Source organism: Rhizobium sp. SG570, assembly GCF_012275345.1.
In the GTDB taxonomy this organism is placed as follows: Bacteria; Pseudomonadota; Alphaproteobacteria; order Rhizobiales; family Rhizobiaceae; genus Rhizobium; species Rhizobium lusitanum.
Window position 1 is genome coordinate 194152 of record NZ_JAAZQI010000004.1, and the last position, 14264, is coordinate 208415.

A 14264-nucleotide genomic window follows, 5' to 3' on the forward strand; every position below is an offset into this window, starting at 1 on the left:
CGATGATGTCCGAACTTGCCGTCTTGCGTGAATATGAAGAGGCCGATACGCGGGAGGGATGGAAGGTGGTCGCCGCCGCCCATGTGCTGACGGCCGTGACCTTCGGAGCGGCCTATTCCTTCTCCGCTACCTTCCCAGGGCTTGCTGCCGAATTCAGCGCGTCCCGCGGCGAGACTGCCTTGGTCTTTTCCATATCCGCTTTCCTGTTCTATTCGCTGGGCGCGATTGCCGGGCCGCTTGCCGACAGACGGTCACCGCGTAGCCTGGTTGTGCTGGGGTTGGCGGCGATGATCCTCGGCTATATCGGGGCCAGTCGCGCTGGCTCCCTTCTGTCGCTTTACATCTGGTATGGCTTTGGCGTCGGGTTTGGGATCGGCCTGTCCTATGTTCCGGCCCTCGGGGTTGTGCAGTCCTGGTTTATCCGCAAACGAAGTCAGGCGTCTGGTATCGCCACGGCCGGTCTGGGGCTTGGTACGCTGATCCTGCCCTTTGCCGTCGGCCAGGCCCTTCCATCGATCGGCTGGCGGGGATGTTTCGTCGCGCTCGCATGTGTCTTTGCCGGTCTCGGCCTGCCGGCTGCAATGTTTATCCGCAAAAGGCGTGACAATACGAGCCGGCGCTCGGTCCGTGACGGCCATGCAGATGCCCTCACACTATGGCGCGACAGCAGATTTTGTCTTTTCTACATCGTGCTTATTCTGTCCTCCTTCTGCACCTTCATCCCTTACGTCCATATCGTCGCGGCCGCCCAGGACATGGGTCTTTCGATTCAGGACGGAACCGCCCTTGTCGGCCTTATCGGCGTCGGCAATGTCATCGGACGCTTTTTTCTGGCCGGCCTCGGGGATCGCCTCGGTCGCCGACGGTTGCTGGCATCGCTGACATTTGCAGTCGCCGGGTCGTTTGCCCTATGGGCATCGGCAACGGGCATGATCCAGCTGGCATTGTTCGCATTAACGTTCGGCATGAGCTATGGCGGCTGCGTCGGCCTGTATCCGGCCGTCGCAGCCGATCTGTTCGGCACGCGTCGTATCGGCGCGGTCCTCGGATATCTCTATACGGCGGTGGGCATAGCAGCCTTGATCGGCCCCACTGCCGCGGGCTTCATTTTCGATCGTACCGGCAGTTACTTCGGCCCTATCGTCGCAAGCGGCGTCGCCGCCTTCATCGCGGGATTCATAGCCCTTCGCCTTGAACGCAAGAGCGCAATTGCCCTATAGCTGGGCGGCGATAGCAGCCTTGTCTATGATCGACCAAACCTGACGGATCCGTCCGTCCAGGAACTCGTAGAAGACGTTTTCGGTAAACTGCACTTTCCTTCCGTTCACCGGCAGGTCAAACAGCATCTCCGTCGGCGTGCAATCGAAATGCAAACGGCTGGCGACCCAGGGCGGTTCGCAAATCAGCAGGCGGATGTCGAAATGAAGATCGGGAATGGCACGAAAATCTCGCTTGAGCATCTCGCGATAACCTGACAACCCGATGCGGCTGCCGTTGTAGTCAACGTCCTCATGGACGAAGTGACCCAAATTCGACCAATCCTGTTCGTTCAGGCAATCAATATAGCCTCGGTAAATGTCAGATAGGTCTGCGCTCGTCATGATCCTTGCCTCCGCTGGCGCTGCGGCGCGGCATCGATACTTACGCGGATAGCTGCCGACGACGACGGCCTGCGATCATGGCCATCGAATGCTTCAGCAGCGGTGCCGGCCGCCCGATATGGTATCCTTGAACGGCATCGATACCAAAGGATTTGACGAGGTCGAGCTGTTCATCGTCCTCGACACCTTCGATAAGGATCTTATGTCCGCGATTTCGCACCAAGTCGACGATATCCTCAAGAAGAACCCTGGCACTGGTGCTGTTTACGGCATCGTGGAGGAACGATTTGTCGATCTTGACGGTTTCGAATTCCATCAGGCGAAGCCAGGATAGCCCGGCAAATCCCGTCCCGAAATCGTCCAGCCAGAATTTGATGCCGAGCTTCTTGAGATCGTGGATGCCGCTGAGAACGTCGGGACGTATCTCCAAATCGACGCCTTCGGTAATCTCGAACGCAACCCTGTGTCCCGAAACGCCCGTCTCGGCAAGAATGGCGGCAACCTGCGCCGCAAAGGTTGGGGCCCTCAGCTGGATCGGAGAAACATTGATGCTCACGGTCTCGACGACATCACGCGACAGCAACTCCCGGCATGCCGTCCTGATCGCCCAATATCCCAAATCGATGATGGCTCCCGTGCGCTCCGCTATGGGAATGAAGACGCTGGGCGGAGAACTCGAGCCATCGAGCAATTGCATGCGCATCAAGGCCTCGTAAGCGCCTATCTCGCCGGTCTCAAGATACTGGATGGGTTGATAGACGAGGGAGACGAGGTTTTGCGGAAGGGCGATCTTCAGTATGGCCGCGATATTTTCGCTGGCATCGCCACCCGGAAGCTCGTTCGGATCAAACAGCCGGGCACAGTTCCGCCCGCTTGCCTTTGCAGAGTAAAGTGCCCGATCGGCTTCGTTGATGACGTTTTCAAGCTTTGCGCTGGCGATTTCTCTCGTGACAGTCGCCCCCACGCTCACCGTTACATGCGGAAAACCGTCGAGCCGCTGGGCATGGACTATGTCGAGGGCTTCGATCCCCCGACAAATGGCTTCCGCCAAGCCCAATGCATCAGCACCATGCTCCACATCGAGGATAACGATAAATTCTTCACCCCCATATCGCCCGACGGTCGCGCCCAAGGGGGCAACAATGTCCGCCAATGCATTGGCAACGGTGACCAGGCAATGATCGCCCTCCTGGTGACCATAATAATCATTGTACTTCTTGAAGAAATCGACGTCGACGAGCAGAACGGCAAATCCAGCCCTCTCCTCGCGCCAGCGGTCCCAAAATTGCTTCAGCCGGATATCGGCGGCCCTTCGGTTTTCCATGCCGGTGAGGGAATCAGTAATGGACAGGCGCAGAAGGGCTTCACCGCGCTCGGTGGCCTGGCGCTGCTGCAATTCGGCCTCCCTCGCATTGAGGAAGACGTTGAAGCGCTCCTTGTTCAACTTCCAATTCACATAGGATGTGAAAACGAAGCAGCAAAGGTAAAAGGTGGTGAAAGCCAGGCAGTAAGCGGGGCTGTAGTGAAAGACGATCAGCGACAACAGAAAGCTGACAAAGATCAGACCCGACGACGCTATCGCAAGGCCGAATTCGAGACTGAAGAACAGATTGACGCCCATCATGAAAATCGCGCCATACGCGGCATAATAGGAGAACGCTTCGGCGTGGAAGGTGCCTAGCGCAGGCACGAGCCACACGATGCAGCCGAAAACCACGGCGGCGGCACAGGTCGCCTCCAGCTCTCCCGCTCGACGTTGAAGCGAAAACTGGATTTCCAGAACCAGGAGCGAGACGCCGCCGATGAAGAATCGGGCCGGAATGGTCACGTGCGAGACGTCGGGAATAAAGATCAGATCCGTGACCACGAAAAGAAGATAAACGGGCACGGCAAGCCACAGGCCGCTGCGCGCCAATGCGCGACGCGCCTCGTTGCTGTAATCCTTGTAGAGCGCGCGAAGTCCGGTGGGGGGACTCGACCGGCGGGCGTCTCCCTGCTCAAAATCGCCTCCTCCCCACAATCGACGCATGCTCATCATCACCCGAGTTAGCCAAGACCTCATGTCTACCGCTTGACCTTTGCGTCTCGCGACGGAACGAATCGGCCGCCACGACTGGCAGCCAATCTAGTCCGTTTGGTAGCGACAGCGTTGACCCAGCGAAATTAACAAAACCATAGCGCTCAAATTTTATGTGCGATATGGTTTGCATAGTCTTCACGGAATCATTTAAAATTGAAACAATTTCAAACTGCTCTCGACGGCTATAGCCTTGTTACCACGCAGTCCATCTCGGAACACACGAGATCATCGGTTAACAATCTTACAACCGAACAACTCAAAGAGGGCGAAGCCGAACTCGCCCTTATTCTGTCCCTGACACAGCAGGCATTCGAGGCCAATTCTCCCGTTCAAGGCATCATGAAAACCTTGACGGAGCGGCTGCAGGCACTGAGGAACAAGTCGACGCCTGTAGTCTGGGAACGCCTTGCGTCCCTTGCGCAGACACACCCCGTCACGTCATTTTTGCTCCAGGATCCCCTGACGCGATGGTCCTTCGAGAAGCCGCGAGGTTACAGCGGCGACGCCTATCTGCTGGATTTCATCTACGAGCACCCGACCGTTGCCGCACAGGTGAAGGAAGCATCGGCGCTCGGCGCCGAAGTTTACGATTTCACCCGGAGAGCGGCATCCGCGGTGGCCGTGCGCGAGAGACGTGACATTCTTGCGGCTCATGTCGATGAGCTGGCTGCCGCAAACAGCGATGCGGAAGTCCTGGCAATCGCCGCCGGGCACCTTCGCGAGGCAGAGCTTTCCCATGCCCTGCGGAGCGAGAGGCTCAAGCGCTGGGTCGCGCTCGATCAGGATCCCATCAGCGTCGGGACCGTCAGCTCGAACTACCACGGAAGCCGTGTCGAGGCGATCAACGGCTCCGTTCGCACGATCCTCGGCCGGGCGCAGAAGCTCGGAACATTCGACTTCATCTACGCGGCCGGGCTCTACGACTATCTGGCGGAAAACGTTGCCGTGAAGCTGACGGAACGCTGCTTGCAGATGCTGAAACCCGGCGGCAAGTTTCTTCTCGCGAACTTCGCAAAAGACATCGGCGTTGAAGGTTATATGGAAACCTTCATGAACTGGCCGCTGATATGGCGAACCGAAAGAGACATCTTGGCGATCATCGACAAGCTCAAGCACCCGCTTGCCGATAGTTCCGTCACGCGCGGCGAAAACGGCGGCGTCATCTACGCGGTTCTGACCGTGTAGAACGCCCGATTCTTTGAATGACAACCCCAGGCTTGCGCGCCGAAGGTTCCAAGTCATTCAGTCAATGTGTGGGCTAGGCCGCTTTGTGGATTAGTCGACACAGGCGAGATGCCAGGAATAGCAGGGGATGGGCCAGGAAAATTGCGGCTGGTGTCGCAAGTATCGCTGTTTCCCGATCGAACCCGTATTCGCGCAGCAGGTAACCCGACAGCAAGAACGGCCCATTCCAAAAAGCGGCGCCCATAAAGGTCGCGATGATGAAGCCGGTTGATGGCATGGCGAGAACCCCGGCGGGAAATGCCGCATAGACCCTGACAGCGGGGAGAGTCTGACTGGCAAGGGTCAGCCAGAATCGGTGACGACGATACCGATCCTTAAGCTGCCAGTATCGTTCGCTCCGGACGCGTAGAAGGCTCCCCGCGCGCAGAGCAAGAGCGTCGCCGCGATCGGGCCCGAACCATCGTCCCAGCCCGTACCAGAACAATGAACCCGCGGTTGATCCGGCTGCGGTGGCGGCGATCGCCCACGGCAAAATGGGCAAGGCAGGCACGCCGTATATTCCGAGCATGATGAACATGCCGCCGGACGGTATGATAGGCACGAGCTTTTCCATCGTTGAACATAGCGCGAGACCAAGCAGCCCCCACCCGGCCAGAGCGGGCATGAAATTGAAGAGTTGGGATGGGTCATTCATCTTAGAGCCGCCGATAGTCTTGGCGGCCTGCGCCTGATGATTTTATAGACCCTGGCGGGCGGAAAGTTGCGCAAGACCTGGCCATGCAGCGTTGCCTTGAAACCGAACCGGTCGAGCAACCGGTACGAAACAGGACAGCGAACCCCGTAGGTAAACTGATACAGAGCGCCGCCTTCGCGTAATCGGGACAAGACGCCAGTCAGAATTGCGACGACCGCTTTTGGCGACATGTTCAAGAGCGGCAGTCCGCTGATTGCGCATCCGAACGACACGTCCTCGGGCAAGTTGTACGCGTCGAGCCTTGCCGCATTCGCGCAGAGAACGTGAGCTTCGGGGAACCGCACTCGAAGCATGCCGGCAAAGTCGGAGGCGAACTCCACCAGCGTCAGGTCCTTCTGATGTACGCCGCGAGCGAGCAGGGCCTCCGTAAAGACGCCGGTCCCGGGTCCGAGTTCGAGAACGGGGCCATCGGAGGGATCCACCTCATTCGTGATGAGATCCGCCAGCATCGCGCCCGACGGTAGCATGGCGCCGACCATCCGCGGGTTGGATAACAGCGTTCGTAGGAACAGCGATGTATTGGACATGAGATTCCGTCTGCGTGACCGAGAGATTCGGCCTTTCCGAACACCGTCTAGGCGCATCCGATTGCAAGAACATTGCACCGAGAACCTGGCACCCTGCCCTATTCGGCCAAGGGGAAACTCAGCCTGAAGACTGCGCCGCCTCTGGGACCTTCCATGACGTAGACCTCTCCCCCGTGCAGCAGGGCGATTTCCTGAACGAGATTGAGACCGAGGCCAAACCCCTTGCCGCGACTCTCCAGGCGATGAAACGGCTCGAAGATGCGGCACCGTTCATCCGCCGGAACACCCCGGCCTTCGTCGGTCACGGTGATGCCGGTCGCGCGGCCGACATGCACCGTTATGCCGCCGCGCCGGCCCCCGTGGTGGATCGCATTCTGCACAAGGTTAGTGACGGCGCGTTCGAGCGCCACGCGATCGCCGAATATTTCGACCGCATCTTCGTCTGCCTGGAAGCAAGGTTCGTAATTGGCGGCAATGGCAAGCGGCGCCAGTTCGGAGACGACGTGCCGCGCGACATCCACGAGGTTGATCGAAGTCGGCTCGAACCGATAATTGAGACGCTGTAGATCGAGAAACTGTTCGGCAAGCGTCGCAAGCCGGACCGTATCCTCGAAGAGGCGCTCCTTCAGCGGGCTTGGCGGCAGACCGTCCAACCGCGCCTGCAGGATTGCAAGGGGAGTGCGCCACTCATGGGCAAGATGGGCAAAGAGGCGCTTCTGCCGTTCATAGCCTTCGTCCAGCCGGGCAAGCGCATCGTTGACGGCGCCGACGAGCGGTAAAATCTCTCTTGGAACATCTTCGTCCGGCAGGCGCGTCCCCTGACGATTGATATCGATTTCCTCCGCACGTGCCACGGCACTGTCGAGCGAGGAGAATGCCCGACGAACCACGAGCGGCGCCGCGACGAGAGTGGCGATCGCGGTGACGACGAGCAGCGGCAGGAGAGCGCTGAAAAACACGATGCTGGCCGCTGCAATAACGCGGGACGTCGACACGCTGCCATCGACGCCTGTCAGGATTTGCACCTCGCCGACCGGAGAGTGCACCCATTGGAGCCGGGCGGCGGGCACGAGGTTTCCTCCAAGATTGCTGCCGAAGCGCGCCTGGCCGATGCCATCAAGCGCACCGCCGATGCTCGCATAGGCCTGCGGTACGACACCGGCGGCGATCGTCGCACCGCTGCGATCCCTTACGACGAACCAGAGACCCGGCAGTTCGGCGCGTCGCGCGGCCAGCGCCGATGTCTGGCTGAGCGTTAAAGCGCCGTTCTCTCCTCGTGCAATGGACTGTGCGATTGCGTCGATTGTCTCGTCTTCCGGCTGGAGCGAGACAAAGCTTCCGGTCACCCAGAGCGCGGCAACGATGAGGATCGCAAGCACGGTCAAAAAGACCGCCTGAAGCGAGGAAAGGCGCCAAACCAGCTGCCATCGCAATGAAGGCTGACGGAGGCTCATGACGTCTGCTTCATGAGATAGCCGATGCCTCGAACGGGATGGATCTCAAGGCCGGCGCCAACGGCGGCGAGCTTTCGACGCAGACGGGAAATATGCGCATCGAGCGTGTTGGACTGGATATCATCGATGAAACCATAAACGGCCTCTTCGAGCATATGCCGCGGAACCGTGCGGCCGATGCGGCGTGCCAGCGCCTCGAACACAAGCAGTTCCCGGCGCGGCAATTCGAGCCGGCGGCCATCGACCTGCGCTTCATGGCATCCGAAATCGTAGGACATCCGGCCGAGGCTCACCACGTCGGCCCGGATGTCACCGGGTCGGCGCATAATCGCACGCAAGCGTGCCAGGAGTTCTTCAATCGCGAAAGGCTTGACGAGATAATCGTCAGCGCCAATATCGAGGCCGTCGATGCGGTCGTCGAGCTGGCCGCGTGCCGTCAGTACGATCACGGGTGCACTGATACCGCTCGCACGAAGTTTGGGAATGAGCGAAAGGCCGTCTCCATCCGGGAGCTGACGGTCGAGCAGGACGACATCGTAAAGAATGTTTCTTGCTGCCTCCTCCGCATCGCCCAGCGTCGACATATGATCGACAACGGCATCGCGGGCTCCCAACGCAGCACACAGCGCCGACGCCATTTCAGGCTCGTCCTCAAGCAACAGAATCCGCAATGCTCCACCCCTGCGCAGAAATCAATGCAATTGCATAGGCGCATTGCAGGAACATTGCGACCGGTACTTGGCGGACACAAACGGGTGCGATGCAAAGCTGGTCCATATGGGGAAGTGCAGATAGCTCTCCCCCGCATGGTTCTCGGTAAGCCGCGATGCACGGTCTCATTCAATGACCTTCTCGGCATGGCCTCGCCTGCGGTTCAGGTCTAACCGAAGCGGCGCAGATGCAGCGGCAGGAAATTGGGATGGCCCAGACTATCCTCTCGCTCGGGAAGGCCTATGTCGCGAAGCTGGGAATTCGAAAGCTCCGCAACCTGCATGCGTGTTTGCCTCTGCCTCCAGGCGACAAGCAACAAGGCACGCGCGGTTCTCCATGCGCCGAATTTCTGATACAGTTCGTTGACCGTCGCCGTTAAGTTATCGGCAACTAATAATTGTGATTGCGTCATTGTCTTTTCCTGGCGCGATCGTACGGCCAGGTCCTCTTGAAGCTCGACCAGCTTGAGGAGCAGGCGCGCGGAAAACGCGCCGAACCATTCCGTCAGCAAGTCACATCGGTTTAACGGGAAAACGCCTAAGGGGCGGCAGATAAAGCTTTTTACGGCTTTAAATAAGTGATCGTCGTGCCATTGGTGCTGCACACACCGAGGCCATCGAGATCAATCCGCCAGAGACGTAAGTAAACATTCGCATATGATGCATTTGACGCCTCCTCTGTTTGATTTGCGGATAAGTGTAGCATACGCAAGATGTTCAAATCGGCAACCCCACAATTTCGAATTGCAGGCATCCGGCTCTGTCTGTTGCATCGATGCAACAGACAGAGCGCTAATTATTTAGTCGGCTAATTAATGTAACTGGAGATCATGAAGCGATGGCAGTCTTCAGATCAGGAATCTTCGATCTCCAGGTTCCGCTAGAACGAATTGACGATACCGCCGCCGGTGCGCATCTGCTGAACCATGATATGAGCATGGTAATGCATCGCGCACTTGATCGCATAGATCTGCAGGATCACCGGAGAGCGGCGATGCCACAGCAGCTTGAGAAGCCGCCGCCGGTAAGTGGCGCGCAGGTCCGCCTCCTTCACCCGCCGCATCAATCTGATGAAGATGCCGATTGCCTCCAGCGCCCATGTTGCGTTGAGAGCAAGCAGGCGCAGCGGATGACGACGCAGATGACGTAAGCGGGTACTTTCCGGCTCGATGCGGGCATCGATGTAGAGCGCATCCAGGCGGTCGAAATAGGCGCCCGGCTCATGCAGGTCGCTCAAGACGGACAGATATCCATCCCGCAGCGTTTCGCGGGAGAGATTGAGGGGAATGACATTCGTGCCGAAGGCAGGCGGATCGTCGTGATCGAGCCGCCCCTCCTTGGCAAGGCGCGCGTAGAGCGGCGTCTTCGGAATAGCGGCGAGCATGCCGATCATGGCGTTGACGATGCGCGCATCTTTGATGAAGACGCGCTGCGCATCGAAAATCGTCGCATCGTCACTGTCGAAGCCGAGGATCATGCCGCACCAGACTTCCATGCCTGTCTGCTGGACGGCGTGGATCTTGTCCAGCATCGTTCCGCCCTTGCGCAGGTTCTGCAGCTTCTTGGTTTCGCGCAATGCCTCCTCGTTCGGCGTCTCGACGCCGATGAAGACCACCCGGATATTGGCGTCGACCATCAGCTGCATCAGCTCGGCGTCATCGGCCAGATCGATCGACGCTTCGGTCAGAAACGTCATCGGATAGTGATGTCGCTCTTGCCAGGCGACGACATCACGTAAAACCTCCTTGATCGCCTTCTTGTTGCCGATCAGATTGTCGTCGACGATAAAGGCCGTATCCATGCCGGACGCCAGCAAAGCCTCCATTTCGGCGATGACCTGGGCGCTGGTCTTGATACGTGGCTTACGCCCGAAAACGACGATGATGTCGCAGAAATCGCAGGTAAAGGGACAGCCGCGCGAGAACTGGATGCTGCCGACGGCATATTCATCCATTTTCAGCAAATCGAAGCGCGGCACCGGCACCGTGCTCATATCCGTCTTGTCGGTCTGTTCGTAGCGTCGCGCATGAGAGCCTTGCTGCCATTCGAGCAGGAATCTCGGCCAGGTCTCCTCCGCCTCGCCGATGAAGGAGACATCGACGAGATTGCCGAAATAGTCCTCCTTGACCGTAACCCAAGGCCCGCCGACGACGGTGAAGCAATTGCGTCGTTTAAGCTCGGTGAGGATCTCCGTCATGCGGAAACGCTGGACGATCATCCCTGTCAGCGCGACGATATCAGCCCTCTCGCACAGGCCGTAGTCGATCGGTTCGATATTCTCGTCCACCAAGGTGATGGTATGCTCCGCAGGCGTCAGTGCTGCCAAGAGAGGCAGGCAGGCCACCGGAAGGTTAGCCTTCACATCAAACAGCGGCAGAGCGTGTTCCATGCCCCAATAAGAGGTTTCGAAACGCGGATTGATGATGACGATATGAGCCATTGAATGGTCCGCTCCACGATTTTGAAGATCCGGTTCGGTATGCACTAGGGCCGTATGTCATTCGCAGCTGCCTTCGGTTGCCTTGGGCGTGGAAAGCAGGTTCTTTCGGCATTAAGACGGTAATATTAGCAGTCCTATATGAGCTCAGGATTAATTTCTCAGCGACATGCCAACGGCGACGGGCCGCGATTTTTGGCTGCCATTGGTCCGAGGATCGGCATATTTTAAGGGATTTCGTCACTGCGCGCTCCTCGCCTGAACCCTCCAAATCCCACTCCGCTCGCCAATTGAAAGAATTCCAGCACGGCGATGTCGAAATCACCAATGCTCGACCGTCTTTATTCCAAAGGTGACGCGAGGGATAAATGTGAGATCCTTGACGTCGCGGGTCGAGCTGAAGGAGTTGCGAGAGATGAATTCCTCCTATCGTTGGGTGATCGTCGGCGCCGGTGCACTGATGAGCTGCGTCGCACTCGGCGCGATGTTTTCCTTGGCGATCTTTCAGGTGCCGATCGCCGCCGACACAGGCTGGTCGCATGCCGGTATCGCCGCTGCGATGACGCTGAATTTCCTTGTCATGGGGTTGGGTGCCTTTGCCTGGGGTGCCGCAAGCGATCGCTTCGGGGTGCGGATCGTCGTCCTCGTCGGGGCGCTGCTGCTCGGGCTTGCGCTCGTATTGGCAAGCAGAGCCGGCTCGCTTCTTCAGTTCCAGCTGACCTACGGCATTCTGGTCGGTCTTGCCGCCAGCGCCTTTTTCGCCCCCATGATGGCAGCAACGACCGCGTGGTTCGAGGAGGGCAGAGGCCTCGCCGTATCGCTGGTGTCTGCCGGCATGGGCGTCGCGCCGATGACCGTATCGCCCTTCGCCCGCTATCTCATTTCGGGCTATGACTGGCGCTTTGCCATGATGGTGATCGGCATCATGGCATGGGCGCTGCTGATACCGGCCGCGCTGCTGGTGCAAAGCGCACCTGTCCCTGCAGACGCCGGCGCCGCCTCCGAGGAAGGACCGACGGAGGAAAAAAGCCTGCCGCTCGGCCGGATCTTCCGCTCGCCGCAGTTCATCGTCCTTGGGGCAACCTTCTTTGCCTGTTGCGCGGCTCACTCCGGCCCGATCTTCCACATGGTCAGCTATGCGACGATCTGCGGCGTGACGCCGATGGCCGCCGTCAGCATCTACAGCGTCGAAGGGCTGGCGGGTCTCGGTGGCCGCCTCCTTTACGGCACGCTCGCCGACCGGCTGGGCGTCAAGCCGGTTCTGGTCGCCGGCCTTCTGGTGCAGGCGGCAGCACTCGCCACCTACCTTCTGGTCAGCGAACTCGGCCAGTTCTATGCGCTGGCGGTGATCTTCGGCAGCGCCTATGGCGGCGTCATGCCGCTTTATGCGGTGCTGGCGCGGGAATATTTCGGGCAGCGTGTCATTGGAACGGTCTTCGGCGCCGCCTCGATGTTATCGAGCATCGGCATGGCCGCGGGGCCGCTGATCGGCGGCTGGATATTCGATACGTTCGCCAACTATTCCTGGCTCTTCATCGGCTCGTCCATGGTGGGACTGGGCGCGGCGGCCATTGCCCTTGCCTTCCCGCCCATGCAACGCCTGCGGATGCAAACGGCATGATATAGGCCGACATTCACGCTGTGCGGAAATCACCAATAATGCACGCGGGAACGGCGCGCCGGGCCAGCGCCTTCCTGCGCGCCGCCGAGCCTAGCAGGCCCCTTGGTCCGCCTCTCCGCATTTCGAGAGAATCTCGTCGACAACGACGTCGAGCGGCGCTGTGGCGTCGATTACGACACCGCACGCCGGAATATCCTCTTTCGTTGCATGCAATCGCGCAATCAGCTCCCGTTCGCCCGGTTTTCCGCCAAACTCGTCTTCTGGTCTTTGGACAAGCCGCCGATTCAAGGTGTCGAGATCGACCTCGAGGACGAAGACCCCATCAAACAAATCGATAAAGCGGGTGAAATTTCTAGAGCCGCCGCAGAAAAAGGAGATCGCGTTGCGTTGATCAGCGATCATGGATTTGACCTTGCCTACATCCCAAATATGGTGCTCGTGCCCCCATCTGGCACTGTCCGTCACGGTGTCGTGGGCAAGCCCATCCAGGGGTTCACCAGTCTCGGGATCGCCTAGATAGGATAACTCCCGGTCACCGTGGATGACGTGGTAGCCGCGCCGTTGCAGTTCTTCAGCCACCGTGGTTTTGCCGGTGCCGGAAACGCCTTCAATCAAATAGTTTTTGATGCCCATTACCTGCCGCCGTTCCGGCAACCGGTGATCAGCCATGCGCGCGAATCGAACTGAATTCCGTGGGGCGTCTGGTGCGCCTCGAGCATATCGAGCAGCCGCGCCCGTATTTCGGCCGTCTCGACGGGACGATTGAGAGCCTTCTCGACATTTTCAAATGTCTGAACAGTCGCCAATGCGGTTTCAGGATTCGGACCGTAGAACACAGGCTCGTTGATTTCACGAAACTCGATGGCGGTGAACCCGGCCGTTTCGAGCAGCCCCGACGTCACGGAGGGTTCGCTCAGCGAAAAGGCTTTGCTGGCCGCAACCGGACGAGTTGAATTCGGGTTAAGCGCCTCATGTATAGCCGTGGCCCACTCATTGCGGTCTCCGCCCTGCCAGACCATGAAGACGAAACGCCCGCCCGGTCGTACGGCGTTGGCGATGTTGGCGAAAGCCGCCGCCGGATCGGCGAAGAACATGACGCCAAATCGACTGATGCAAAGGTCGAATTCCCCTTCTGCGAAGAAATGGTTCTGTGCATCCGCCACTTCGAACGTAGCATTGGGTAACCCCTCCTCGGCGCTGCGCCGGCGGGCAATCTCCAGCATCGTGACGGACAGGTCGATTCCGTGTGCTCGTCCTGTCTCAGCAGCGCGGGCGGCGTCACGTGTGGTTTGTCCGGCGCCGCAACCGATATCGAGCACACTATCAGACCCCCCAACCGCGGCAGCGACCCGAAAATGCGCGTTGTGGCGAGCAAGCTCGGCATCATAGAAATCTGCGAAATTCAACGCTGCTTCTTCAGCCATCCCTATCCCTCCAAACCGAAATTCATGATGGCCGCCGGTGGAGGCCGTTCGGTGGTGAGATCCAGATGACAGTTTGCGCCTTTGCGGAATAGCGTGACGGACGGCCCTTGCCGTGTATGTCCTCCACCAATACGAAGCTGCCTGCCCGAACATGGCGCACCTCTCCGTCGCTCGTCTCGTATTCAACCGAACCATCCGGCCTGACTGTAAGCACCGGATCTGGAACCGTGTGCCAAGCAACCTCGCCCATGCCCGCTGGGATGCGGGTGAGACGGACGCGGGATGCCTGACGACTGGCCGAAACCTCGAACGGCACGGCAACGCGGTGCACCGACCTCGTCGTCGTCGGCAATTCGACTTCGTCGAAATGCGACGCGCCATCCGGGGTGGCATAGATGCGCAGGCACTTCATTGCAGCTGACTCCTTTTGGTTCGCCATGCTGAAACGATCCGCTATTGGCGGATATTGTT

At 59.0% G+C, this 14264-nt stretch carries 14 protein-coding genes; 3 read left to right on the forward strand and 11 right to left on the reverse strand.

Going from position 1 to position 14264, the window contains the following annotated elements; genetic code table 11:
- The first annotated feature begins 5 nt into the window (after nucleotides 1–5).
- A complete protein-coding gene (locus tag FHT28_RS10785) occupies nucleotides 6–1220 on the forward strand; it encodes an MFS transporter (protein ID WP_168596228.1) in 1215 nt (404 codons plus the stop codon).
- On the opposite strand, the gene FHT28_RS10790 is transcribed toward FHT28_RS10785, so the two are convergent.
- Together FHT28_RS10790 and FHT28_RS10795 are read right to left on the reverse strand one after the other, a co-directional pair.
- Entirely contained in the window at nucleotides 1215–1601 is a 387-nt protein-coding gene (locus FHT28_RS10790; RefSeq protein WP_037192875.1) for an ester cyclase, read from the reverse strand. The genes FHT28_RS10785 and FHT28_RS10790 overlap by 6 nt on opposite strands.
- Nucleotides 1602–1641: 40 nt before the next feature.
- Entirely contained in the window at nucleotides 1642–3630 is a 1989-nt protein-coding gene (locus tag FHT28_RS10795) for a bifunctional diguanylate cyclase/phosphodiesterase (RefSeq protein ID WP_245297465.1), read from the reverse strand.
- Between the two features lie 204 nt (nucleotides 3631–3834).
- On the opposite strand from FHT28_RS10795, the gene FHT28_RS10800 reads away from it, so the two are divergent.
- Entirely contained in the window at nucleotides 3835–4866 is a 1032-nt protein-coding gene (locus FHT28_RS10800) for a class I SAM-dependent methyltransferase (RefSeq protein ID WP_113108835.1), read from the forward strand.
- A 73-nt stretch (nucleotides 4867–4939) separates the two neighbouring features.
- Here FHT28_RS10800 and FHT28_RS10805 read toward each other — a convergent pair whose 3' ends face one another.
- From FHT28_RS10805 to FHT28_RS10830, 6 genes are all read right to left on the reverse strand, one after another.
- Complete coding sequence (locus FHT28_RS10805) at nucleotides 4940–5479, reverse strand: VTT domain-containing protein (protein WP_246704841.1); 540 nt, start codon at nucleotides 5477–5479, stop codon at nucleotides 4940–4942.
- Nucleotides 5480–5556: 77 nt separating this feature from the next.
- Nucleotides 5557–6147, reverse strand: coding sequence for a methyltransferase domain-containing protein (locus FHT28_RS10810; RefSeq protein ID WP_168596230.1), 591 nt, complete (start codon nucleotides 6145–6147; stop codon nucleotides 5557–5559).
- A 98-nt stretch (nucleotides 6148–6245) separates the two neighbouring features.
- A complete protein-coding gene (locus FHT28_RS10815) occupies nucleotides 6246–7601 on the reverse strand; it encodes a HAMP domain-containing sensor histidine kinase (protein ID WP_168596231.1) in 1356 nt (451 codons plus the stop codon).
- Nucleotides 7598–8272: a response regulator transcription factor gene (locus tag FHT28_RS10820; protein ID WP_037192883.1), complete on the reverse strand. Its 675-nt coding sequence runs from the start codon at nucleotides 8270–8272 to the stop codon at nucleotides 7598–7600. The genes FHT28_RS10815 and FHT28_RS10820 overlap by 4 nt, the downstream gene beginning before the upstream one ends.
- A gap of 209 nt (nucleotides 8273–8481) precedes the next feature.
- On the reverse strand, nucleotides 8482–8724 hold the full coding sequence (locus FHT28_RS10825; RefSeq protein ID WP_037193322.1) for a DUF1127 domain-containing protein: 243 nt from the start codon (nucleotides 8722–8724) through the stop codon (nucleotides 8482–8484).
- Nucleotides 8725–9191: 467 nt separating this feature from the next.
- Nucleotides 9192–10751, reverse strand: a complete 1560-nt coding sequence (locus tag FHT28_RS10830; protein ID WP_047558781.1) for a B12-binding domain-containing radical SAM protein — start codon at nucleotides 10749–10751, stop codon at nucleotides 9192–9194.
- A 412-nt stretch (nucleotides 10752–11163) separates the two neighbouring features.
- Here FHT28_RS10830 and FHT28_RS10835 point away from each other — a divergent pair, with 412 nt between their 5' ends.
- Nucleotides 11164–12369, forward strand: a complete 1206-nt coding sequence (locus tag FHT28_RS10835; protein WP_168596232.1) for an MFS transporter — start codon at nucleotides 11164–11166, stop codon at nucleotides 12367–12369.
- A 90-nt stretch (nucleotides 12370–12459) separates the two neighbouring features.
- On the opposite strand, the gene FHT28_RS10840 is transcribed toward FHT28_RS10835, so the two are convergent.
- Genes FHT28_RS10840 through FHT28_RS10850 form a run of 3 tightly spaced genes read right to left on the reverse strand, consistent with a single transcriptional unit; the run spans nucleotide 12460 to nucleotide 14205 of the window.
- Nucleotides 12460–13002 (reverse strand): AAA family ATPase, encoded by a 543-nt coding sequence (locus FHT28_RS10840; RefSeq protein WP_168596233.1) that lies wholly within the window; start codon nucleotides 13000–13002, stop codon nucleotides 12460–12462.
- A complete protein-coding gene (locus FHT28_RS10845; protein ID WP_168596234.1) occupies nucleotides 13002–13793 on the reverse strand; it encodes a class I SAM-dependent methyltransferase in 792 nt (263 codons plus the stop codon). Before FHT28_RS10845 ends, FHT28_RS10840 begins: the two co-directional genes overlap by 1 nt.
- A gap of 22 nt (nucleotides 13794–13815) precedes the next feature.
- On the reverse strand, nucleotides 13816–14205 hold the full coding sequence (locus FHT28_RS10850; protein WP_168596235.1) for a hypothetical protein: 390 nt from the start codon (nucleotides 14203–14205) through the stop codon (nucleotides 13816–13818).
- Between the last annotated feature and the right edge of the window lie 59 nt (nucleotides 14206–14264).

Coding starts and splice junctions, on each gene's coding strand:
- FHT28_RS10785 (WP_168596228.1), top strand. CDS start 6: ATGTCCGAACTTGCCGTCTTGCGTGAATATGAAGAGGCCGATACGCGG.
- FHT28_RS10790 (WP_037192875.1), bottom strand. CDS start 1,601: ATGACGAGCGCAGACCTATCTGACATTTACCGAGGCTATATTGATTGC.
- FHT28_RS10795 (WP_245297465.1), bottom strand. CDS start 3,630: ATGCGTCGATTGTGGGGAGGAGGCGATTTTGAGCAGGGAGACGCCCGC.
- FHT28_RS10805 (WP_246704841.1), bottom strand. CDS start 5,479: ATGGAAAAGCTCGTGCCTATCATACCGTCCGGCGGCATGTTCATCATG.
- FHT28_RS10810 (WP_168596230.1), bottom strand. CDS start 6,147: ATGTCCAATACATCGCTGTTCCTACGAACGCTGTTATCCAACCCGCGG.
- FHT28_RS10815 (WP_168596231.1), bottom strand. CDS start 7,601: ATGAGCCTCCGTCAGCCTTCATTGCGATGGCAGCTGGTTTGGCGCCTT.
- FHT28_RS10825 (WP_037193322.1), bottom strand. CDS start 8,724: ATGACGCAATCACAATTATTAGTTGCCGATAACTTAACGGCGACGGTC.
- FHT28_RS10830 (WP_047558781.1), bottom strand. CDS start 10,751: ATGGCTCATATCGTCATCATCAATCCGCGTTTCGAAACCTCTTATTGG.
- FHT28_RS10835 (WP_168596232.1), top strand. CDS start 11,164: ATGAATTCCTCCTATCGTTGGGTGATCGTCGGCGCCGGTGCACTGATG.
- FHT28_RS10840 (WP_168596233.1), bottom strand. CDS start 13,002: ATGGGCATCAAAAACTATTTGATTGAAGGCGTTTCCGGCACCGGCAAA.
- FHT28_RS10845 (WP_168596234.1), bottom strand. CDS start 13,793: ATGGCTGAAGAAGCAGCGTTGAATTTCGCAGATTTCTATGATGCCGAG.
- FHT28_RS10850 (WP_168596235.1), bottom strand. CDS start 14,205: ATGAAGTGCCTGCGCATCTATGCCACCCCGGATGGCGCGTCGCATTTC.